The 23,883-nt window shown below is 50.7% G+C and carries 15 protein-coding genes; 8 read left to right on the top strand and 7 right to left on the bottom strand.

The annotated features are described in order from the left end of the window. Position 1 precedes the first annotated feature (1 nt). The 8 genes from ACG2F4_RS15740 to ACG2F4_RS15705 are packed head-to-tail and all read left to right on the top strand — an operon-like array spanning position 2 to position 19,504. Complete coding sequence (locus tag ACG2F4_RS15740) at positions 2-412, top strand: GPW/gp25 family protein (protein ID WP_395261842.1); 411 nt, start codon at positions 2-4, stop codon at positions 410-412. Next, complete coding sequence (locus tag ACG2F4_RS15735; RefSeq protein ID WP_395261841.1) at positions 412-4,146, top strand: baseplate J/gp47 family protein; 3,735 nt, start codon at positions 412-414, stop codon at positions 4,144-4,146. Before ACG2F4_RS15740 ends, ACG2F4_RS15735 begins: the two co-directional genes overlap by 1 nt. Next, positions 4,143-7,217: a DUF1508 domain-containing protein gene (locus ACG2F4_RS15730; RefSeq protein WP_395261840.1), complete on the top strand. Its 3,075-nt coding sequence runs from the start codon at positions 4,143-4,145 to the stop codon at positions 7,215-7,217. Before ACG2F4_RS15735 ends, ACG2F4_RS15730 begins: the two co-directional genes overlap by 4 nt. Before the next feature lies 1 nt (position 7,218). Continuing rightward, complete coding sequence (locus ACG2F4_RS15725; protein ID WP_395261839.1) at positions 7,219-11,643, top strand: PKD domain-containing protein; 4,425 nt, start codon at positions 7,219-7,221, stop codon at positions 11,641-11,643. 5 nt (positions 11,644-11,648) lie between these two features. Further along, a complete protein-coding gene (locus ACG2F4_RS15720) occupies positions 11,649-13,430 on the top strand; it encodes a contractile injection system tape measure protein (RefSeq protein ID WP_395261838.1) in 1,782 nt (593 codons plus the stop codon). 3 nt (positions 13,431-13,433) lie between these two features. Beyond that, entirely contained in the window at positions 13,434-14,768 is a 1,335-nt protein-coding gene (locus ACG2F4_RS15715) for an ATP-binding protein (RefSeq protein WP_395261837.1), read from the top strand. Positions 14,769-14,779: 11 nt separating this feature from the next. Then, positions 14,780-18,574 (top strand): DUF4157 domain-containing protein, encoded by a 3,795-nt coding sequence (locus tag ACG2F4_RS15710; RefSeq protein ID WP_395261836.1) that lies wholly within the window; start codon positions 14,780-14,782, stop codon positions 18,572-18,574. A gap of 12 nt (positions 18,575-18,586) precedes the next feature. Beyond that, positions 18,587-19,504, top strand: coding sequence for a tetratricopeptide repeat protein (locus ACG2F4_RS15705; RefSeq protein ID WP_395261835.1), 918 nt, complete (start codon positions 18,587-18,589; stop codon positions 19,502-19,504). A gap of 640 nt (positions 19,505-20,144) precedes the next feature. Here ACG2F4_RS15705 and ACG2F4_RS15700 read toward each other — a convergent pair. The 7 genes from ACG2F4_RS15700 to ACG2F4_RS15670 all read right to left on the bottom strand — a co-directional run bounded on the left by ACG2F4_RS15700 (position 20,145) and on the right by ACG2F4_RS15670 (position 23,717). Further along, positions 20,145-20,753, bottom strand: a complete 609-nt coding sequence (locus tag ACG2F4_RS15700; protein ID WP_395261834.1) for a hypothetical protein — start codon at positions 20,751-20,753, stop codon at positions 20,145-20,147. A 10-nt stretch (positions 20,754-20,763) separates the two neighbouring features. After that, positions 20,764-21,705, bottom strand: coding sequence for a hypothetical protein (locus ACG2F4_RS15695; protein ID WP_395261833.1), 942 nt, complete (start codon positions 21,703-21,705; stop codon positions 20,764-20,766). Between the two features lie 361 nt (positions 21,706-22,066). Continuing rightward, positions 22,067-22,471 (bottom strand): cbb3-type cytochrome c oxidase subunit I, encoded by a 405-nt coding sequence (locus ACG2F4_RS15690; protein WP_395261832.1) that lies wholly within the window; start codon positions 22,469-22,471, stop codon positions 22,067-22,069. Between the two features lie 4 nt (positions 22,472-22,475). Then, the gene (locus ACG2F4_RS15685; RefSeq protein ID WP_395261831.1) at positions 22,476-22,919 is read right to left on the bottom strand and encodes a hypothetical protein; all 444 of its coding nucleotides are present in this window, start codon (positions 22,917-22,919) and stop codon (positions 22,476-22,478) included. Then, on the bottom strand, positions 22,919-23,128 hold the full coding sequence (locus ACG2F4_RS15680) for a DUF3565 domain-containing protein (RefSeq protein ID WP_395261830.1): 210 nt from the start codon (positions 23,126-23,128) through the stop codon (positions 22,919-22,921). Before ACG2F4_RS15680 ends, ACG2F4_RS15685 begins: the two co-directional genes overlap by 1 nt. Positions 23,129-23,135: 7 nt before the next feature. Continuing rightward, positions 23,136-23,330, bottom strand: coding sequence for an acetyltransferase (locus ACG2F4_RS15675; protein ID WP_395261829.1), 195 nt, complete (start codon positions 23,328-23,330; stop codon positions 23,136-23,138). Between the two features lie 3 nt (positions 23,331-23,333). Continuing rightward, positions 23,334-23,717 carry a group III truncated hemoglobin gene (locus ACG2F4_RS15670; RefSeq protein ID WP_395261828.1) on the bottom strand — a complete coding sequence of 128 codons (384 nt, stop codon included), beginning with the start codon at positions 23,715-23,717 and terminating at the stop codon, positions 23,334-23,336. Between the last annotated feature and the right edge of the window lie 166 nt (positions 23,718-23,883).

Here is a 23,883-nt window from a genome sequence, read left to right as displayed (position 1 = left end):
TATGGATGAAGGCAGATCATTTTTGGGAAGAGGCTGGGGCTTTCCGCCTGCCTTTGTCAGGGGAAGCAGGAGCGTGGACATGACGCAGGGAGCCGAGGATATTAATCTCAGCCTCACGATCCTGTTTACCACTATGACAGGCGAACGGGTGATGCAGCCAAGGTATGGATGTGACCTGTCACAGTTCCAGTTTGAGCCCATCGACACCACCATGATCACCTATATGACCGAGGTAGTCCGGGACGCGATACTGTACTTTGAGCCGCGCATTCGACTAATCGACCTGACTCTCGTGCCTTTTCAACATGAGGGGCGGATCGATATTACCCTGGAATACGAGATCAAGAAAACAAACTCACGGTTCAACTATGTCTTTCCTTTTTACAAGGAGGAAGGATCAAATATTGACTAATGCCTGAAAACAGCTGTACATATCGAAATCCACTGGTTCGAGACGGTGTCAGCCAGTCCAGGCGAATGCCTGAAGCGCTTGATCCGGCCTATGCAAAAGTCGATGAGCGCTCGCTCGCTGATTTGCTCGAATTTGTGGTCCGCTATGCTGAAGAGCTCCAGTACTACCAACCGGACAACATCCCTTCCGGCGACTGGCGTCCCTTTTTTTCAGGAGATATCACCTCCGTAATCGCCCTGTTGACAGTCGAGGATCCTACCGCGTTCAATCCCTGTATAGAGAAGATAGAGAAGGTGATATTTGACGATGACACTACCTATCAGAACGTTCGCCGGGCCTTCAAGACGCTGTTTGATATTATCGGGACGCTTGCCGTGCAGCTCGATTCCTGGTATGGAAAAGTCCCGGCCGAATACCAGTTCCAGGAACACCTTCACGTTTTGATAACGTCACAACTCCGCACCGAACTGGAAAAATGTATCGGGTATTACAAAGGGGCCTTGTCGGGTACGAACCTTGTAGACAAGGAATACCTGGATGAGGGGGATTTCTGCAATACATCCATCGAGCATTTTACCGGGCTTGAAACAGGGGAGTTGCAGGAGGTGTGGATCGGTGAAACCGAAGAAACGGGCAATACGGAGAACTGGGCCACATTTTACACTTCGGTTGAAGAAAACGACACTATCTATTTACCTCCCGGCGGTACGATTAAACAGCGGGTTCGGTCCGGGTTCCCACCCGTCAAAAAAGTGGCCGCATCTTTTATCACCGCCCTTAAGAGAACCCGTGAAAGGTCGCCCGGTTTTATCGAGGAGACCCTGACGAGGTTTTCCGGTCATGAGCCTCAGATGGGGCTGATGCTCACGTTTTTAAAGCTGTTCCGCCATGCACAGGACCACATCAACACATTAACCGGCAAACACCTTGATTTTTACTACGAAGAGGTGCTAAAGCTGGATCGAAAGGAAGCCGTACCCGACCGTGTGGATCTGCTTGTTGAACTGGCAAAGCATGTGGACACATACAAACTGGAGTCCGGTACGCTGTTTAAAGCCGGTAAAGATGCCAAGGGCAAAGATGTGTTCTACAAGTCTCTTTCCGAGGTTGTCCTGAACAAAGCGAGCGTTGTAGCCCTGAAATCGGTTTATGTCGACAAGGAGGACCAGTACCGGGTGTATGAAAAATCAATCGCCAATTCGAAAGAGGGAACCGGCACCCCGTTGGATAATCCCCCGGCGGGGTGGAAGGCGTTTGGTGAATCCCAACGGGCAGAGCGTCCCGACGGGAGTTTTGAATACCTGGCTGGCGACGAGGCCACCATGCAGTTCTCGGAGGTGGGATTTTCCATTTCTTCTCCCATCCTGCACCTTTCTGAAGGTACGCGGACCATCACGCTTGAGATACTCTGCAACCAGTCCCCGAAACTGGATAAGTCCACCAGGGATCGGCTGTTTCGCTGTTTTGTCACAACCGAGAAAGAGTGGCTGGACCTGGAGGGTATAGAGGGGGCACAGGTATCACTTGAATCCGACACATCCGAAGAAGGCCCCATGTTAAAGTTAGAGATCACCCTTCCCCGAAGTGTATCCCCTGTTACAGGATATGAGAAGGAAATGCACGGCGGTGAATACCAAACGGAGTGGCCCGTACTGAAGCTGGTGTTGAATCAAAATTTGGATCCGGGGAAGTACGGGTATGCCACGTTGAAAAATATCACCGTCCAACAAGTAAATATTACAGTGGAGGTGCAGGGGATGAAGAGTCTCGTACTCCAAAATGAGCTCGGTATCCTGGATCCCTCAAAGCCGTTTCAGCCGTTTGGCCCTTCACCTTCGATAGGGTCGGCATTCTTGATCGGAAGTACGGAAGTTTTTCAGAAAAAACTGGACTCGGTCACATTACATGTTCAGTGGCATGAATGGCCGGAAGCAAAGCTGGAAGATCACTACAATTATTCCACGGGTGGGGAAACAGGAATGGTTAACCCGGTTACCGGGTATTCCCCCGCCAACAGCAGCTTTAAGGCAAACTTGCAAATTTTAAGGGAGGGTGCCTGGAAACCGGAAGCACCTCAGCGCTATGAAAAAACGCTTTTCCCATCAAATTTCACAGAATCACCGACGTCAATTTCGGCCAATTCCGGTAATGAACCTGAAATACAGATGGAACCGGATGCCGGCCTGGGGCCGATCGACCAATTTGATGTCTCGTTGAAAAGAGGGTTTATACGACTTGTACTGAGTGCACCGCAACAAGCCTTTGGGCACAAACTGTACCCCACTCTGCTTACACAGCAGGTTATAAACGAAAAGACTGTGCTCCCCCGTGAACCCTATACTCCTAAAATCAGCTCAATAGAACTGGATTACAAGGCCCGGGCTACTGTGGAGCCCCGAAATACGGCCGGCTTTGAAAAGCGAACGAGTTATCTTTTTCACAATTATCCCTTCGGAGAGAAAGAAGTCCATTCAGCACTGACCACCACCGGCGATACCATTCCCCTGCTGCCGCGATTCAGCCACGCTGAGGGCGGTGGGATCAACTGGCATGACGGGGAGTTTTTTGTTGGAATTTCCGGGCTAAAACCACCACAGCAACTATCACTTTTATTCAGAGTTGCCGAGGGCAGCGCCGATCCTTCTCTCGACAAGCTGACACTAAAATGGTTTTACCTTGCCGGCAATCATTGGGAGGTATTCCAGCCGGAAGAACTGGTCCGTGATTCAACGAACGACTTCCTGACCACCGGTATCGTGCGAATCAATATCCCGAAGCAGGCCACCAACAATTCGACCTTGTTTCCCGGAGCGCACTACTGGATAAAAGCCGCGGTTTCCGGTAACCCCGATGCGGTATGTCGCCTGGTGGATGTACGGGCCCAGGCGATTACGGCCGAATTTGTCGACCACGATAACGATCCAAACTTTTTGGACACCACCCTCAAGGCCGGGACGATCAGCAAGCTGAAGACCAAGCGCTCGGAAATAAAGAAGATACAGCAACCGTACGCATCCGAGGGCGGGAAAATACCCGAACAGGATATCGAATTTTACCGCCGGGTTAGCGAGCGTTTGAGACACAAGGAAAGAGGCGTGTCAATCTGGGATTACGAGCGGCTGGTGATGGAGCATTTCCCGGAAGTCTACAAGGCCAAATGTGTCAACCACAGCACCTACAATTATGATTTGAACGGCGGGAAAGTTACGGCTGAATTTGCACCGGGATATGTAACGCTGGTAGTGGTACCCGACTTGAAGAACAAAAATGCGGTAGAACCCCTCAAACCCCGGCTCAGCCTGAATGTGCGGGACAAGATCGAGAAATTTATATCCGCAAAAATATCGGCGTTTGCCGCTCAAAAGTTGAAAGTGATCAATCCCCTTTTTGAACAGGTCCAGGTCGAGTGTTACGTAAATTTGGTTGATGAGGTGGATGAAGGACACTACCGGCAAAAACTGGTGGACGAGATCGCCCGCTTCCTGTCGCCCTGGGCTTTTGGGGAGGGCAAAGATATCGCGTTCGGGGGTGGTACCCACAAGTCACTGATTCTCAATTTTGTGGAGGAACGCCCGTATGTGAGGTATGTCACCGATTTCAAAATGCACCATTTTGTGGAAGACACCCTCAAAAACCGGGATCTGGAGCGGATAACCGTTACCACAGCCCGTTCTATTTTGGTCTCACACAAACTGCACATAATCAACGAGCACTCTACCTGCACGATTGTATGAATGACTCTATCACCATACCGAAAAATCCGGATCTGGCTCCCAGCCAGGATTACGCTTTTCTGCGAGAACAGGGAATGAAACATATTGAGCAGCTCTCGGGCAGTTTGTGGACCGACTATAATATTCATGACCCCGGCATCACCCTCCTGGAACTCCTGTACTATGCTATTACCGACCTGGGATACCGGACGTCTTATGATATCGGAGATCTGCTGGCCGACCAGTCGGCACCTGGTCCCAAACAGGAGGACCATTTCCATACGGCGCGCGAAATATTAACCTCCAAACCGGTTACCCTGCAGGACTATCGCCGGATCCTGATCGATATCGAGGGTGTTAAAAACGCCTGGCTGGAACCGCTGTGGGAGACATACCCGGAACTGTACCTGAACTGTAAAAAAGGGGGATGGCAGCCGGAGGCGAACGAGCATACGAAGCGGATCAATTTGCAGGGGCTGTACCGTGTGACGCTCGAGCTCGATGAGGACGAGGAGCTCGGCGACCTGAATGATTTTGTTTTCGAGATCGATCTCTATGCCGATCCGGATGAAGAAGACCGTGACGAGCGGCTGATTATCCGGTTCCCCGACTGGAGTACCTGGTTGAACAAGGAGATCCAACCGGGAAATATCGAGGAGGTCAGCCTTGCAAGTATTGAACGTACAAGCGAGACCAGGTTTAAGGGAACGGTCCAAATCAAGGCGGGCGGGCGGAGCTACGGGGAGGAGATGACGATAAAAGCTACAGACAGGGATATCCCTCTGAAGGATGTCGAGGACCGAATTGAGGATGAATCCCTGCTTCAGCAGTACAGGGAAAAAACTGTTTCGGCTTTGCGTATCGGGAGAACAGCGTTTTACCGGCTGCATGAAAACCGGAGCCTGTGCGAAGATTTCGAAGAGTTCCGGGGACTCGACGTCGAAAAAATAAGGGTGTGTGCGGATGTAGCCCTTGATAACGATGCAGAGCTGGAACGGGTACTGGCTGAATTGTACCACCGGATCGACCACCATATTGCCCCACAGGTATATTTTTACTCCCTGAGAGAGATGATGGATATGGATATTCCAACTGACGCAATTTTTGAAGGGCCCGCTCTTGATCATGGATTTATCTCCTCCGGGGAGTTGGAGAAAGCCGAAATCAAGAAGCAGATATTCGTCTCCGACATTATTCAGATTATGATGGATGTAGAAGGTGTCAAATCCGTTGAAAATGTTCTCCTGGCTAATATTTATAAAGGAGAGACCCTCAATGACAAAATAAAATGGTGCCACACGGTCGGAGAAGGCCGGGTGCCACGCTTTAGCCCCGGGCTTTCCGATATCGACCTTTTTAAAGAGAATTTGCCATATAAACCCAATGCTGACAAGGTTGCGCGGTATGTAAAAGAGCTGGAGGAGCTGGAACGCAACAGCAAGCTTTCTGCTGACGAGGAATACGACCTTTCGATCCCAAATGGACAGAACCGGAATGTAGCGCGATTTACATCTATCCAGGAACAGCTCCCGCTGACCTACGGGGTGGGCAGTGCAGGGATACCGGGAGTCGTTACGGACAGACGGAGGGCCCAGGCCAAACAGCTGAAAGCGTATCTCACTTTATACGATCAAATGCTGGCGAATTATCTCTCTCAGCTGGCCAACTTGAAGAACCTTTTTTCATTAAGCCCCGATATCCACCAGACCTACTTTTACCAGGTGTTATATGATCTTCCCCAAAGTTTTGCCTTCCCGGAAGGCGATCCGGGGCTCGAGGTTCTTTTTAATGGCGAGGAGTCACCGCATATTTACCAGGTGATCAAAGACTTTATCCAGGAAATTTCCGGGCAAGCGGGCATAGACCTTGACGATTATAACACATTCAGATCAAAATGGGAGAAGTACAAGAAAGAGACAGGGCTCGGGGATGAATCCTCCACGCATTTTGTAAAGAAACTGGATGAAATCGTGGAGAGTAAGAAGACCTTTGAGAACCGCCGTAATCGATTCCTGGATCACCTGCTGGCCCGTTTTGGGGAATCGTTTACTGACTACGTGCTGCTGATGTTTTCCCGGCAGCCCGGGGAGCACACTGCGCCCGATCTGATCCATGATAAAATCGAATTTTTACAGGAGTATCCCGCCATTTCGAGCTCCCGGGGCAGGGGTTTTAATTACAAGGCGGAGGGCGAGGTCTGGGGCACCGAAAATGTATCGGGACTGGAAAAGCGGGCAAGCCGGCTCCTGGGTATCGAGCGCTACGATCGACGTAGGTTGAGCTGCAAAGATCCCGACGAGCTGTTTGAGATCTACCGGGATGAGGGAGGCGAATGGCGGTTCAGGCTGGTGCTTCCGGAGGATGAAATTGTACTCCGAAGTGAGGGATACACCCGCAGGGAGAATTGTGAAAAAGGTATTGAGGCGGTCAAAATAGCAGGTGTCGACTTCGAAAACTATGAGCTATCGGAGGCCTCGGACGGCCGGTATTACTTCAATTTGATCGGGAAGAATGGAGAAATAATTGGCACCGGCATTTTGTACGAAGGAGAGAAGGAACGGGACCGCATTGTAGCCGTGATGATTGCGGCGCTGTCAGGGAAATGCAACAGGGAGGGCTTTCACCTGATAGAGCATATCCTGTTGAGGCCCGAAGAGAAGGATGATCCAAAGCTCCCCGCGTGCGTCCAAAAGAACTGCAACGATTGCCCGGGATACCTGGATCCATACTCGTTCAGGGTTTCGCTCATCGTACCCTATTGGCCCGACCGGTTTGACGATATGGCGTTCAGGCGGTTCCTGGAAAAGACAATCAGAATGGAAGCCCCGGCCCATGTACATCTGAAAATCTGCTGGGCCGATCAAAAAGATATGAAGGATTTTGAGCCGGTATATAGAGACTGGCTTGAAACAAAGGCAAAGCCCACCCCGGATCCCGGGGAACTCAGGGACAAGCTGGGAAAGCTGATTGAGGTTATGAGACAAATTCGAAGCGTATATCCCGTTGCCACCCTGCACGATTACAGGGAAGACAGCGATGATAACCCGATGTTGCTTGATAATACCGTTTTAGGAACATTTAACCCGGAGTAATATGAATACGCACAAGCGATTTTTCCCGATTTTTGAAGAGGACCAGGTCCTTAGCGCCCACCACCTTAATGAGCTCAGAACGTACCTGGACGAGCAGGACAGGATGACCCGCAGCCACCTTGTCGGCATCGGCATTGTCTGTGGGTTGGAAGTACAACACCCGGCTTCCGACACCATTTTATTGACGGAAGGAGTGGGGGTGACCTCCCGGGGGTACCTGGTCGGAATCGGGGAAAGCGAATGCAGGTTTATCAAGCGATACACCGACAAGAAGATGACGGGAGCAGGCGACGGGGATGGGGAAACCGCGGGGAGATATCCCCCCTTTCTTAATCCGGATACGGGCAGGCAGATTAATCTCTGGGAGCTGCTTACCAGTGAAGAAAAACAAAAGGTTGAAGAGACCGAGACATGTTACCCCCTGGACTGGGATGATGGTATAACAATTGAGGAGGGAGAAACCTCATTTACGCTCGATTTTTCTGAATACTGTATCCTGCTATACCAGGAGATAGAGGATGTAGATACCGACGACTGCTGCGGTGACGATTGTGATGAAGAGGGAATCCGCCGGGAGTTTGCCGTGCGCAAGCTTCTGGTTGAAAAAAAGGACCTGGTGCGAATGATCAGCCGGGATGAATCGACCTCGGAAGATGAGCTCCGGAATCGTGCCAATATCTGCTCTAACCTGGATCACTTATGTATCGAGCGGCCGGGGTATTACAGGGATAAAGATCTCTCGCTCGATCACTACGTTCAGTACCAGCAGCTGGTATCGGATTACCTGCCGATTATTCAACAGGCCTCCGTTCGGGTGGGACAGGCCCTGGCAAAAAGCTACGGGTTCTTTAAACCGCTGCTGGAAGATCACTACCCGGAATCTCCTTTTCCCGGTTTTGATGAAGGAGATTACGAGCAGAACGGGCTTTACAAGCTGATCAAACATCGCCTCAGCGGTTCACCCTATGCAATTCAATACGCCTACGATTTTTTGAAAGATTTAGCCGGCGCCTGCGACGAGTTTCGCGATACCGCCTGCGAAGTGACCTCCGCCTGCTGCCCGAATCCCCTGTTATTTGAACGCCATCTTATGCTGGGGCCGGCCCAACCCGAACAAAGGGATCAACGGACCCCCTTTCGCCACTACTTCCAGCCGAGTCCCGTATTGAATGATCAGAAAGACAAGCGTAGTAAAGTGCTGCTTTTATTTGAGCGCATGGATCACATGGTTCAGGGATTTGATGTTCAGCCGGTTCCGGGTACGGATACAGAAATCCGGATCACACCGGATAGAACGGCAGAATACCCGTTGAGCAAGCGCTCCATTCCCTATTACTACAACATCAAAAAAAATGTGGATTTGGTAAAAAAGTGGAGTTACCGCAAGACAAAAATATTCAAATCAAATCGCATCCCATCCTACCACTCCGAGGCGTATAATGAGGGACAACATCGGGACAACTGTACCGTCGAGGCGCTTCTGCATTCAAATATGCAGTATCAAAATTTCCGGGTAGAGGGACATATAGGCAAACCGTATGAACAGGCCGTTGACGAAATCGACAGCATGCGGGAACGGTTCAGCCTGCCGATCAAAGTCGTTGGAGTAAAGCTTGGCCGGCGGTTTGACAACACCAAACTTACCTTCGAGTGCCGGTTCAGGGATTTAGAGAATCTTTATGAAACCTTCAGTACCGAGCTGCGGTTCCTGCTGGACGAGGAGATGCAGTTTTTCCGCGGGTTGGAGGTAAAGAAAAAAACGCTGGAGACACAGAAAACAGCCGAAGAAAAGATCGCCGGTGAGATGGTTGAAAAGAGGGCCGGTACAAGCGCGGAAACAGGGAGAAAAGAGATAGACGATTACTGGAAGCGGAAAGAGGAAGAGGGCAAGAAGGAAACGCTGCTCAGGCAAAAAATTGGGAAGATGTCTACCTATTATTCTCCCATCACGGGCACATATACGTATCCCGAAACAAAAGAGGGCACATTCGGCTACTATTATGACGCGATGGTTTCGGAGAGCGGCAAGGGCCAAAGTTACCTGGATGTCATTCTGAATTATGATCCCGCCCTTATTGACCTGAATCTGAATGAGTGGGTTTTCCTGATGTTGAAACCGGCCCAGCTTGCCAATAATATTCAGCAGGTCCTGAACAAAATACCTCCCCGGCTGGAAAATCTCGATATCACAGAGCTGGAGGGGAGCTTTGACACGCTGATTCAGACAGCGGTTGATTACAAGCAGTTGCTCAAAGAAAAAGAAGACAGTGGGGAGAAATTGGACGGGCGCGAGCAAATAATACTCTTCCGGCTTGACAAGCTGATTTACAGCTGCAGTATAAAGAAGATGAAAAAGCTCTATTTGCTTTACCAGGAACGCGTCGATGAATTTAAAAAGCTGAATCTTTTCTCCAATTTTGCCGCCCGCCATTCCGGGTTGGAGCATATGGCCGGGGTGCCCCGGGGCGGCACCTTTGTGCTGGTCTATATAGATCGAAATGAAGCAGGACCACTCATCCGCCGGGATGTTACCGGGGCTGTCGCCCTGGCCGCCGAAGAAGTGGGTGCTGCTGGTTTTGCACCTCCCACAGAGGTAAAAGAGGAATCGGGAGGCGGAGCAAAAAGATCCTATTCTGATTACGAAAAAAGTAAACTGTTGGAATATTATGACGCCGTTCTGAAAGAATTTAGTGAAGTGGCGTCGGAAAAAGAGATCAATATTGAAAGGGAAAAGATCAGGGAGATTGAAGAGGGCGTGTTGGAACGCATTGAACGACTGCCCGGCTTTATTCCCAGGGATATTCCCCCGGATAACGTGGTGGTAGCCGACTTCGCGCTTCCCTATCTTTGCAAAAACGACTGCCCGGAGCTGGCCACCATGGTAATTTCACAAATCAATTTTTCACTTTCGGAAAGTCGATTTTGCAAAGACGATAAATCTAAATATCCATTTGTTACGGATCCGGCGGGTGGAGTGGTGGAGGGCTCAGCCGGTGGCGTTACCAAAGAGGGCAACACCTGGTATTTCCAGCCTTCCGAATCCAATCCGTCTGCCGAGGATGTTCAATTCACCTACAGGGTCAACAGTCGTACCGTGGTGTTTAACGCCAAAGTGTTCGATCCCCGGGCTGACTTCAGTTTTGAAGTCAGTCAGTTGGATGACGGGAGTGTTGAGGTATCCTTTTACAATAATTCCGGGGGCGCACAGAGTTACGAGTGGGATTTTGGAGATGGGGCCAGCTCTACCCAGTCCGACCCGGTGCATATTTACCGGGACTATGACCAGGATCAGGCAATTGTGACCCTGACGGCCTGGAAACAGGAGTGTTCGGATGCCGTCAGCAAGAGTGTAGAGATCCCCCGGCACATAGAGACGGAATTCGACCTGCAGCCGAGCAAGGAATTTGGCGAAAAAACCTATTGTAATACGGACGACAGGCTTTACCTGTTTAAGACGAAGCCCGCTGGAGAAGAGATTGCCGGCGATGATGTTTCCGGAGTACAAAAGCAGGATAACAAACAGTTTTTTGTTCCCAAGGGATATGCTCCCGGGGAGTATACCTTCAAATACCTTGATGCGTCTATCGAGGTCAAAATCCTGGAAGGGCCCGCAGCCGGTTTCGAGTCGGAAGTTTTAGACCTGGGGATCAGGGCTACCCGGATGAAGTTCCACTATACTGGTAAGGGCGATATCAAAACATATCTATGGGTCTTTGACGGCACAAGATACAGGGAAGAGTCGCCGGAGCACACGTTCCTGAATACCGGCGGTAAACACCGCGTGGTGCTTCATGTTATCTCAGAAAACGGCTGCCCGGCAGAAGTTGACCAGTTGATTGAAGTACCTTTTGAGGAAGAACAGCCCGGGCCGTCAGATCGTCTGACCACCGGTTTTGATAACCGTTTGACGAGACTCGAGAACTACAGCAACCCGGAGATGGACCGGGAGCTTTTTGGCGGCGAAAATATCATCCTGAAACGAGCCAGGGACTACATGGTAAACATCAGGGATGAGCTGAAAAGCGGGGAGGAGCGAAAAAAATATGAGGAGGGCAAAAAGAATGCAGAGATCGCAGGGGCCTACTCCTCGATGCTTTCGGAGGCCACCGAACTCATCACCGAAAAGGCGGCCGATGCCAGCGACGAGGAAAAGACCTATATGTATGGCATATATGACCAGCAGGTGACCCAGCTTATGGAGCTGGCTGTCAACCAAAAGAAAGATATAGCGACCAACAGCAAGATGGGGCAGCTTTTAAAGTCTGTATCGAACCAGGTTGAAACCCTGAAGAATGCAGGCCTGGAGATGGACCCCCGGAAGTCGCTTTCGAAATCGATCAGTGAAATAAAAGCCGTGGCCGAGCGAACGGGCAAAAGGAATCTGGCTGGTTTGCTTGCAAATCTTGAAGACACCGTTGCGAAATAAGAGCGATGGAAATACCGAGGGAACATATCATAGACAAACTCCGGGTTGAACTTTCGGTTCAAAGCCCGGACCGCGCTCATGAAATCCAGGACCGGGTGAGCAGGCTGGTTCAGACTAAACTGAAACCGGTGCTGGAAGCGCTTTTCCAGGAGTTGGCCGGTGACCGCTGGATTGTACTGGATCACCTGGAGCTGGACCTGGAAACGCTGGCGTACCCATCGCTGGAAGATGAGCTGGTGAGCAGGGTGCAAGCTAAATTACGGGAAAAATTAGCGGAATATACCGGCAATGACCTGGACCGTCAGGCAGAAAGGGAGCGGTGGAAGAGCCGCGAGGAGCTTTATCTGGAGATCTTTTTCTATTACATGCGTAGCGGGCGTTATCCGTGGTTTGTGGGCCAAGGCATGCTGGAGGGACCGCTGAAGGATCCGGAATCACTATTCCTTTATCTGCTCGAAAATACCTGTGAAAAAGTCAAAAAAGAGATGGTCGAGGCGATAGCTGACCCAAGAACCAGGAAGCGCGTTGCGATTCAGTTTGGAGATGATTCGATATCTAAGATTGCCGGTTTTGTGAATCCAATGCTGCAATCTGCTACGAGGGAAGTTATGGAACTGATTGGGTTCTTAAGTCGAGAAAAAATATGGAGATTCTCACCATCTCCAGAAAGTCGCCGAACGGTCCGGGAATACTTGCTGCAAAATGTTGTTCAATTCAAACGACAAACCGCCCGGATGGAGGTATCGCAGCGGCTTTTTGCCTCGATATTGGAAGAAATGAGCAACGAGCATTCCGAATCGCTGGCATCGGCCTATAGAAAAGTACTCAGACGACTCAAGCGCAGAATGATCGAAGGAGTTCCTGTCCGAAGTGCATTGGAACAGTCCTGGTTGGGTCGCCTGGTATTGAAGGATATTGCGACAGAGCAATTCCGCCAATTCCTTGTCGATATGAATACTGATAATCGCGTCAAGCGTTCCGCTGGAGGCATCCTGTATGTAGAACCGGCATGGGTTGAGGAACTGGAAAGTTTGGCCACTGAAGCGGGCCTGAACGAATGGAGGGGGGAACTTCTGCGAAACGTTAAAGCGGCAGGAGATTACCGGCAGTTGTCAAGCTATTCCTCGTTGGTAAAACTGAAACAACGGCTCCGGAAAGAACTGAAGTTAATTCCCGATGCTGCGGCGGAATCGGAGAAACCGGCACAAAATATAATTGCTTCTGACCACGTGTCTGAAAAAAATGCTGAATTGGAAGTAAGGGAGTCAAATCAGCTGCAAGAGACAGAAGAATATTACATAGCCAATGCCGGGCTGGTGTTGCTCTGGCCGTATCTGGCCCGTTTTTTCCGAAAGCTGGAGCTGCTGGTGGACCGGGAGTTTATTGATGAGACGGCCCACGTCAAGGCTGTTCACCTGTTGCAATTTATGGCAACAGGATCTGATAAAAGTTATGAATACCTGATGGTGTTGAACAAGATACTGTGTGGATATCCCGTAGATCGGCCTCTCCCGTCCAAAGTTTTTTTGTCGGAATCGGAGAAAAATGAGGCCGTGGAGCTCATACAGTCTGCCATAGACCACTGGAAAGCGTTGAAAAATAGCTCTGTGGGAGGATTCCGTGAAGCTTTTTTAAAAAGGAATGGACGACTGCACCATGAGAAAGAAAAATGGTTGCTGCACGTGGAGTCGAAAACCTATGATATGCTGATCGATCGACTGCCCTGGGGAATTTCGGTCATCAGGAACCACTGGATGCCCAAACCGCTGTATGTAGAATGGAGATAGATTATGTCAAATGCCCGACACCTGTCAAAAGAGCTGGAGTGGTTTTCCAGGGTCCTGGACACCCGCATCAAGTTGTATTTCGGCAAGGAATGCCGGTATGCCGATGTGTTGGACGTTCCCCAGCCATCTTTGGATGGACCGGCTTCGAACTACTCGCGGTTCCTGGAAGAGAAAAAGATTGACTCAGCCGGGCGAATCGTGTTGTTGCTGGCGCTGATCCCCCATGTTCGTCCCCAGCTGCTCGATGTCTTTTTTACCAGGAACACGCATTTCGAACGGGGGTTCACCGAGTTCGGCGGGTTGAAAGGCGATGCTTACAGCGGTTTTATACCAACAGGTGAGACCGCCCTGTTTCTCCTGGCAGGGGCCGACCTGGAACGGCGGTTTCAGTACAGGTACCTATTGGAGAAGGACCATTTTTTTGCGAAAGAGAATATTCTGAGATTGAAGAATATTTCTGACGATGAGCCTCCGCTGAGCGGGGCACTCCTGCTGTCGGAGGAGTATGTAGTTCATTTTACTACGGGTGAGGTCAGGAAGCCGGAATTTAACGCCGACTTCCCGGCCAAAAGAATAACGACCCCTCTGAGCTGGGATGATCTTGTATTGCCCTATGAGACGGTCGACCAGATCGAGGAGGTACAGGCCTGGCTGAAACATGGGAAAACGTTGATGAATGACTGGGAACTCAAAAAGCGGGTACTGCCGGGATACAGAACCCTGTTTTATGGACCGCCCGGGACCGGTAAAACCTTGACAGCCGCCCTGCTCGGAAAATCATCTGGAATAGATGTGTATCGTGTCGATCTTTCGCTGGTGGTATCGAAATATATCGGTGAAACGGAAAAAAATCTTGCCAAGGTTTTTGACAAAGCTCAGAACAGGGACTGGATCCTGTTTTTTGACGAGGCAGATGCACTGTTCGGAAAGCGAACAGAAATTTCTGACGCCCATGACCGGTTTGCCAACCAGGAAATTTCTTACCTGCTGCAGCGGATGGAAGATTTTGAAGGTACGGTCATTTTAGCGACGAATTTCAAAAGCAATCTCGACGAGGCTTTTACACGGAGATTTCAATCGGTCATCTATTTTCCCCTGCCTGAAAAGGAGGAACGACTGCAACTGTGGAATAACGCCTTTCCCGGGTCAGCCAACCTGGATGAGGAGGTTGATTTTGGAGAGATCGCACGCAAATATGAATTGTCGGGAGGTTCCATCATGAATGCCGTTCGGTACGCCTCCCTTATGGCTCTGCATCGCAACCGTGACAAAATCCTGCAGAAAGATATCATCGAAGGTATCCGCAAGGAATATATCAAAGAAGGCAGAACACTATGATGGGATAAAAGGTGCATTCAACCAAGGCTTCCGAAACTACCAATAAGAGCACCGCCACCTCGGCTGCTGCCATTCAGCGGAAAAGTTCTGCTCCGCAGGAGAAGCTACTGCCCCAAAAAGAGGCAAATAGTCCCGGTTCGAAGACCTCCGTACTGCAGAAAAAATCCGGTTTACAGGCAGTCATTTCGGAGGGGTCAGGATCACCGGATTCAATTCCTTCTCGCAACGTTGCCCTTTCCTCCCTGATCACATCAGGTATTCAGCCGAAACTGGAGGTCGGAAGTCCCGATGACAAATTTGAGCAGGAGGCGGATGCTGCCGCGGACAAGGTGATGAGAATGCCCGGTCCGACCTCGGATAAAGAGGAGCCGCTGCCGACCCCCCCTGTGTCCCCGGGCATTTCCAGGATGCTGCAGCCCAAAGAGAAGGTTGAAAACGAGGATGAACTGGTCCAGACACTGCAGCGACAGTCTCTCAAAAACGAAGAAGACCCGATACAGCGCGCAACCCTGGGGGAAGAGGAGCCGCTCCGGCGGCAACCGGTTCCCGGGCCGGAGAAGGAAATAATGCAGACGAAGCCCGTAGAGGATCTGCCCGAGGTGCAGACCCGGACCGATGAGCAAGAAGAGCCGGTAATGCGCAAGACTGACGAGAGTGGGAGCGGGCATGTTCCGTCCAGTGTTGAAAATGTGCTGGGAAGAAGCAAGGGAGCGGGCAGTTCCCTTCCCGGACCGGTTAAAAATTACATGGAGCCCCGTTTTGGGAGCGACTTCAGCGACGTGCGCATCCATACCGGGCCGGAAGCAACCCGCATGAACAAGGCCCTGCGTGCTCAGGCCTTTACCCACGGGAATGATATCTACTTCGGGGCCAACAGGTTTAATCCCGGTACCAGTTCCGGGAAGTCGCTGATCGCCCACGAGCTCACGCACACCATTCAGCAGACCGGGGGGAGGATACAGAAGCAGGATGACGAAACTTCGGCGAGTGGCGCGGGCACTGCTGATACAGCACCGGCCGCGCGAAATACCTATACCATAGATGAAGGAGAACATCGTGGTATAGCCCTTGATACGACCGTATCGCCCCCCAGCCTCCATATTCCCGGGTTGAGTTTGCCACGCTTTAAACGAAGAAACAGGGGGAAATTTCCGCCACAACTTACCATCAACAAGTCGAGATCTGAAACCAACCAGGTCGAAAACTGGAAGTCTCATGTAGCTTCCCCGGTAGAGAGTGAAGTTTCGGAGATGGTGAATGATGCCGAAGCCCAGGGCGGAAAGACGGGAAGTGATGTGTACATGTTCAGGGCGAAACGGGATCGCAATTTCTATCTGATCGGTACAAGCGATGAACTGAAAGAGAGGGCAAAAATACCGTTCTGGGACGACAGGCCCCGTGCTGCCAGTTTCCAGGTTGATCATATTGTAGAGGATCAGCTGGGAGGGGAGGATAAGGCCTCCAACTATGAGCTCCTGGAAGCTACAGCCAATATGAGTGCCGGTTCAAAACTGGGGCACGAGATACGCCGCCGCATCCAGGCGGCAAAAAGTGAACTGCAGAAAGAGTATCCCGACCTTGCGCTTCCCGACTGGATTGTCATCAAGAGAACGTATGATGTGACTTTCACTGAATATGATTTTGGGATGAGTGATATCAGCGGAGAGCCCAACACGTTCTGGTCGGTCGGACAAATCATACGGAATGCCCACCTGGATAAACTCCGACCGCTTAAAGGTGAGGAGGTCCGCGAGATGGGTGAAGAGAGTGAGCCGTTCATCTTTACTTCACCCGGCGGAGGTCAGCGTCTGCGGATGCCCCCGGAATCGCAGCTCCCGGTGCAAAACTGGCTGCCCCGGGTAGATCTCAAGGGATATACGCTGAATACCGAACAGGGCAGGGGTACAGTGGGAGGTCATCTAAATGTAGACGCCTATAAAGCCGCAGAGGGCAGAAGGAGAGAGCAGGCCAAACCGGTCTCCGCCTCCTACCCGGATATGAACTGGACGATCACTCCCATCCCGGGGATTTATGGCGGTTATATCAATATGGATTCGGTACAGAGCTACTTCAGGGGTGGAGCTGCCGCCAGTCTTCGCCTTCCGGGCATGAGTCCCATAAGGGTTGATTCCATTGAAATTCAGCCGGGCGTGGGTATCGTGGCCAGAGGCAAGGTTTTGCCCAGCATTCCCTTCATACGTGATGCGGATATCGATATCACAATTCTGGGAAACGAAGTTATCCTCAGCAAAACGTTTGCGCTGGGTGAGATCAACGTACCCCCGCCGTTTGAGTTGACCAGCAGCACCCTCAGCATTTTTTACAGCACGGGACGTGGACTGGGCATTGAGGGAGAGACGAATTTTGGCATCCAGGGGGTGGGTGAAGGACATGTCGGGGCCGCGGCTTCAACATCGGGCGGGTTTGAGCTGGAGGGGGCGTTCAACTTTGATACTGAACTGTTTGATCCCGCCGAAATCAGTGTTGAATACAAAGAAAATACCTGGACCATCGGTGGAGAAATCGGGATTCCGGAGGGCAAGGTCAGGGGTATCAGGAGTGCCACCATACAGGCCACTTACAGCGAAAATAATTTCGAAGCGGACGGGGAGGCCGAGCTTGATATTCCCGCCATTGAACGGGGGACACTGAGCGTGCGGTACGGGGAAGCGGGATTTTCGGTCGGCGGCTCTTTCGATATCAGCCCGGATGTGCCGGGTATTCGCGGTGGCCGGGTGGAGGCGACGGTCACCAGGGAGAGCGGGCAGGAAGATTACAGCGTCTCTGTCGTGGGTACCGCAGAGCCCGACATCCCGGGCGTCGATACGACATTGTCGGTTGTCTACATCGATGGTGCCATCACTATTGAGGGCACCGCCGCCTACAGCCGCGGCATGCTCAGTGGAAATGTGTTGCTTGGGGCAACCAACCGCGCAGTAAATGAAGAGGGCCAACCGGCCGGGGAGCCTGACGACACAATGAGCGTCTATGGCGGAGGCAGTCTAACCCTGCAACTTACCCCCTGGCTTGCGGCTACTGCCGGCGTTCGCTTCCTCCCCAACGGTGAAATGGAAGTACAGGGGCGAATTGGCCTGCCCGATACCGTTGACGTTTTCCCGCGAAAAGAATTCAGGAAAAACCTGTTTACCGCCCCGACCATTGAAATCCCGTTGTTTGCCATTCCGCTGGGACCGCGAAGTATTGGACTGGTTGCCCAGATCAGGGGTGGACTGGATTTCGCCGCCGGGTTTGGCCCGGGACAGCTGCGGGAGTTGTATGCAGAGGTTACCTATAATCCTGACAGAGAAGAAGAAACCACGGTTCACGGGCGTGGACTTTTTGTGATACCGGCTGATGCAGGGCTCACGCTGAGAGGGGACCTGGGGCTCGGCGTCAGTGTCGGAATTGCCAGTCTTACCGGCGGAATTGAGTTGCAGGGTACGCTGGGGTTGCAGGGCGAAGCTTCAGCCATGGTGGATGTGAACTGGACTCCCCAGCTCGGTATAGCACTGGATGCGGAGGGTCGAGTAATGGTGAATCCCAGGTTTGCTTTTGCGGTAAATGCCTTTGCACGCGCCAGCCTGGACTTATGGCTGGTATCTGTTTCAGAAACCTGGAGGCACAACCTGGCCGGTTTCGAGTGGGGACCCGACATCCAGTTCGGTGTTGTATTTCCGATCCACTACAGGGAAGGGGAGCCGTTTGATCTGTCGCTTGACGATATCGAGGTTATTTATCCTCAGCTGGATATTCCCGAGATGGCGAAAGGGCTTGCGCTGGATATCAAAGATGACTTTTTAGATTAAATAGATTGTATTATGGATACTTCGACCGAAATAAACAACACGGGAGTCCGGCATTTTTTGAATCAACAGTTTGGAAAAGCGGAAAAATGCTACAGGGAGGCGCTGGAATTAAATCCGGAAAATGCGACCGTACTGAATAACATGGGGCTGTTATATCATCAAAAAAAGAGGTATGAAGAGGCGATTGAATATTTCGAAGAGGCGATCCGGATTAAACCTAAAGATACCTTCTACGTAAATGCTGGTAATGCAGCCGCTTGTCTGAATAGAGTGGAAGAGGCGGAATCGCGGTATCTGAAAGCGTTGGAGGCCAATTCCAATAGTGTAAGCGCCCACAAGAGCCTGGCAAAACTGTATGAGTACACCGGTGATTTCAAGAAAGCGGCTCCTCTTTGGACTGAGCTTGTCAGAATAACGGGAAAAGAGGAATTTAAAGTAGAATATGCCCAGAACCTTTTAAATCAGAAGAAATACAGCAAAGCGGTTGAAATTCTTTACAACCAGGTCTCAAAAGAAAGCAGCCGTGTTTGGTACTTAGTCGGGATTTGTGAATACCAGTTGAAAAACTATGGGTGGGCGGTATCATGCTTCAAAAAAGGGTTGGCTATTGATCCCGATGACGAAGATATACGGCACTATCTTGCAGTCACTTATGTTGCGAGGGGAGAGGCGGAAAAGGGAATTCTGCAACTCGATAAGATTCTCAGGGTGAATCCTGAAAATTATCGAATACTCACCGAAAAAGGAGTGATTTTGTTGAGTGAAAACCAGCCGTCGCGGGCCCTGGAACTGTTCGAAAAATCCCTCTCTATACATCCTGAATATGATAAGGCTAAAAAGTACAGGGATATGGCCGTGGAAATTCTGAGAGAATCTGACAAAGATGATGATGTAGAGGATGAGGATGCTAACCCGCATTTCTCACAATAATGTATGTATAAATCATGTAACCTAATGGCAGGTAGTATCTTACCCTATATTTTACCGGTCTTTTTGGTTGGCAGGGTGTAAAGCGCTGCGAGATTTGCCCTTCAGCTGCGTTAAAGGGAACATCATCTGCACAACGTACAACGCGGTACGTTTGCGGGTCATATTCCCTTTGCCTTGCTGAAGAACAAATTTCCTGGTGAGAAATACGGGCTAAATTGACCAAGTAAAATATAACAGTACCCTTTTCCCGTGGCAGAGGTGTTCGTTTTTGTGTGAACAAAAACGAACCCAAAAAATCCAGAGGCCGGACGAGTACGCCCAGATATTTCGGGCACCTAAAGTCCAGAAAATACCGGCAGCTGTTCTGTTCCCGGTAAACCACCTGGTGTGGATCAGCAATAGCCCTTTTGGTGCCTTAAGAAGAACAACATCTGGGATTCTCTGGTGAGTTTTTTTCTCATCGAAAAAAAACATTCCTTTCGGCGAAAAGAGCACAGGAGAAAGAGGATGCCGGATCACCCGGAGCAAATGGGGGGAATGGGTCCTTGGCTATAAATCCTTATATTTAATTTGTATTGGTACTCTTATACATCATCGGTACACAGTCGGTTAAAACTCGCGTCAGGAGGCCCAAAAAAGTCTAAAAAATTTCACTGATCGGGTATACGTACACCAGGTACAGGTAGAAAAATGCCAGCGATATCACGAGGATTATAATGCCCAGCACAGGTGAGGTAACCTTTATTCCCTTTGCGGAGGCTTCAAATTCAGTGGCACTACCACCTGTGGGACCAGCCCCTTCTCCCGGTCCCAATTTTATCGACTTGTAAAACTGGATACCGGAAAACCCGATCCCGGAGAGTACCAGGAAGAGGACCGACCAGAAGATCAGCTTGGTAGAGAATAACTGCCAGGCAAACACCTCTTTCCGGTGCTGGAACCCGGATACCCGGTACTCGTAGTAGGCATACATCGCCTGTTGGTACATGGCAAGAGTGGAATCGTTCAGCAACTGCTGCTGGCCGGGGGTGGGAGGAGAAATGATGGAATCGGGAATACCCTGGGCAGATGATCCCTGCATCTCCTGCTGCATCTGGTTCAGGATACGGTTGACCTGTTCCGCCTGGCCGGGCGTGGTATCACCCGCGGCGTTGTTCTGAGCTTCTGTGGGAAGAGCAACTAGTCCGACAAGGATGACGGTACAAACAGCTCGGGAAAGCGGGCGGCAGATGTGGAAAAGTATCGGCATCGGTACGGTATTATTGAGCGTCGGTCATCAGGAGCTTTTCGAGGAATGTGTAACGCAAATTTACTTTCTCATATATGGTCGTACTGTTGTTCTGTTCAAAGGTCTTGTAGTTGCTGAACGCCTCTTCATCCAGGTGCAGATCAATTCTGCTGAGCAGCTTGCTGCCCAGGTACGCGATCCAGGCATTGAGACTGGAGAGCCATTCTTCGTCGACACTGGTGGCGGCCGTGGCGGTAAATCCCGGGGGAGAGGCAGGCTCTTCGGCGCCCTGAACCTGGCTGTAAAAGAGCTGCGTGTGGGTGGTGTCGCCTGTTGCGGGATCCACCGTATACCGCTGATCCGGTGATATGATGCCCACGATGGTACCGTCAGAGTAGTGGAGCTCAATGATGCCGTCGGGGGTCACGGTTCGCCGGGTAAGCTTGACCTTGTCTTCATCCTCATCCTGGGTGACGGTGTCGACCGGCGCTATGGCGTGAAGTTCTTTTGGGATCACCGAGAGTGTTTGAGGCTGTTGAGGCTGCAACAATTGATGAGGTTGAACCAGCACCGCAGTTGGCGGCGAAAATACATATTCCACCGGCATAAAAAATTCAAAAATCAGCTGCTTTTGGGCGGCATCCACTACTTGTAGCCGAAGCTGATCGATCGTCACATTGCCTGAAGTGATGGTGAAGCGGGCTGTTGCCTCTCCCTCTCCCTGATAAATGGGAGAACCGCTGGCCGCATAGCCGGGCGTTAATTGACTGGAGGTAATGGGCCGGATAAAAATGCGTGCCCCACCTGGGTTGTCAATCTCGTAGGCAAAGGATATCGTGATCTCTTCATTAACACTGAGTTTGGAAGGGGAGGAGGGACTGATATCCGTGATTGAAACAGACTGGGCCCAGATTCCTGTAGTGAGTGCTGCCCAAAGAAGAGAGAGAAGTGTTGAAAATGCGAGTTTTTTCATTGTATGGCCTCCACAGTACCAAACTTCCATCCTGAATATTTGACGGCGGTGGTTTCGTTTACAGGATTACCCTACGCCTCAATCTGCAGAAAAACAGAAACACTGCATACAATGTAAGAAAACTAAATTATTGATAATAATACAGTTATATGTAAAATAATATAAGGCGTCCCGGGCAAACACAGCGGAGGCGTTAAGAAAGAATCCCTGCAAAGGGTTCAGGGAAGGTCCACAGGGGGAAGACAAGCGCTGGTTGTCGGAAAAATCGGCAAACGGGACCATCTGGGATTTTTTTTGCGGCAGCGAAGTGTCGCCAGGTGAATAAATCCCAGGTGGATATTTTTTCAATCTCCATTATTAACTACCGGTACGAGACAACCCGTCGCCAGTGCAGCATGATAAACAGAAGTACGGCTGCAGCTTCAAATGCTCTCCCCGCCAGTGCCAGCGGCCATTGCGGTAACAGGAGTGTGTCCGTGATCATCAATAAAATACCCATATTGAGTAAAACCACAGTGAGGTTTGCCAGTACGGGATTTCCCCGCGAGGAATCTTCCAGGTACCGGGGCAATATCCAGTAGGCGGTACCCATCGTGAACTGAATAATCCATCCGAAGATAAGCAGCTCAATATGAACGGGAAGCAGGGACCACATAGCCGGATGCAGGGGATAGGCTTTATGGATTAACAAAAGCGCGCCAATGATGATCCCGCCCATAAGGCAGACAAACGAGGAACGAATGAGCCATCGACTTGGAGCGGGCATAACACTATCGGTTTCGTTTTTGTTTGCGTTTACGCATGCGCTGTTTCTTGGACTGGACGCGCGGCCACATCTCAATCACGTAGGTCAGCCCGCCACCTGCCTGCAAGATGGCAGAACCTACTATCAAAATATTCCAAATAGTGAGTGTGGAATAGAGGAGCATCGGTTCGGCAATAAAGCGTAACACCAAGCCCGTATTCAAAAAAATATAGGTGAGCCATGCCCAGATCTGTGCCTTGAATCCCTCCTCGCGGGTCCGGCCGGGAAACATCCAGAGCGAAACACCGAATATGATCTGGGTGATCCACCCGACCATCAGGGCGTGCCAGAATAGCGGCATCAGGCGTGGAAGGGGTAATGACTCTATTTCCAGTGCAACACCAAGGACCAGGGCTACCATAAAGTAGATGAGTCCGGTTTTGATAAACGTTCGTGCTACTTTTGGCATTATAGGTTATGGTCTTTCGGTTCACCGCGATCGCATTTTTTGCAATCCAGTTCTGTTCCTATGCGAGATTCTCTTCCCGACTTGGTCGTGACCCAGGGACGCAGCTGCCATGGAGGATCATGCCGTACATGCTGATTATGTCCACACTCCAGTTCTGCAACCCAGTGGTCCTCCTCATCGGTATGAAATCCGATAATCGGTTGCTTCATCTCCTTTTTAGTCCTGCTTTTTCAAAATATTCTCAAGGTCGAGCGACTGTATGGATCCAACCGCTGATTCGACAGCCCCTTCCATGCAAAGCCCGCTCATCGAGGCATCACGGAACCCTTCCTGAGCGGCCTTGATACAGGCGGCGCGTACCTTTTCCGCTACCTCCATTTGGTCTGTAAAATCTCTTTGATCGCTATCCATTTATTATCCCTTCTTTTGATTTATAAGCCCGTCTCTTTCCATACGCAGCTCAAACGACGAGGCAATATTGCGGGCCAGCTTTTTGGCGAACCGGGCTTTTTCACCCTGGTAATGATTATCTACAGTTTCTTCAAACAGCCGGTACCACCGGTCAAAATCTCCCTCCTCAATGGGCAAAGGCAGGTGCTGACGAAATGGGCGCCCCGAGTACCGGCCGGTCTGAAACAGCAGGTTTGACCAAAAAGCAACCATCTTGGGCAGGTGGCTGTCCCAGTCAACTTCGGCAAAATCGTTGAAGATATATCCCAGCCGTTCATCATTTCGCACTTTTTCATAAAAACTGTGGACGAGCCGTTCTACGTCCCGTTCATTTTGAATGTCATTCATAATATAAAATCAGTGGTCATTTTTTAAATTTACCGGTTAGAGCCCTGCTCATAAACTTTTGATAGCCCTTTCCCGTGGTAGAGGTGTTCCTTTCTGTGTGAACAAAAACGAACCCAAAAAATCACCGGCGGGGGATTTATTCACCTGGCTGTACTTCGCTGTGGCT

Origin of the sequence: Halalkalibaculum sp. DA3122 (assembly GCF_043951865.1) — a bacterium.
Taxonomy (GTDB): Bacteria; Bacteroidota; Rhodothermia; order Balneolales; family Balneolaceae; genus JAMQKA01.
Note: the sequence above shows the minus strand (reverse complement) of the source record. Positions and strands in the feature narration are given on the sequence as shown.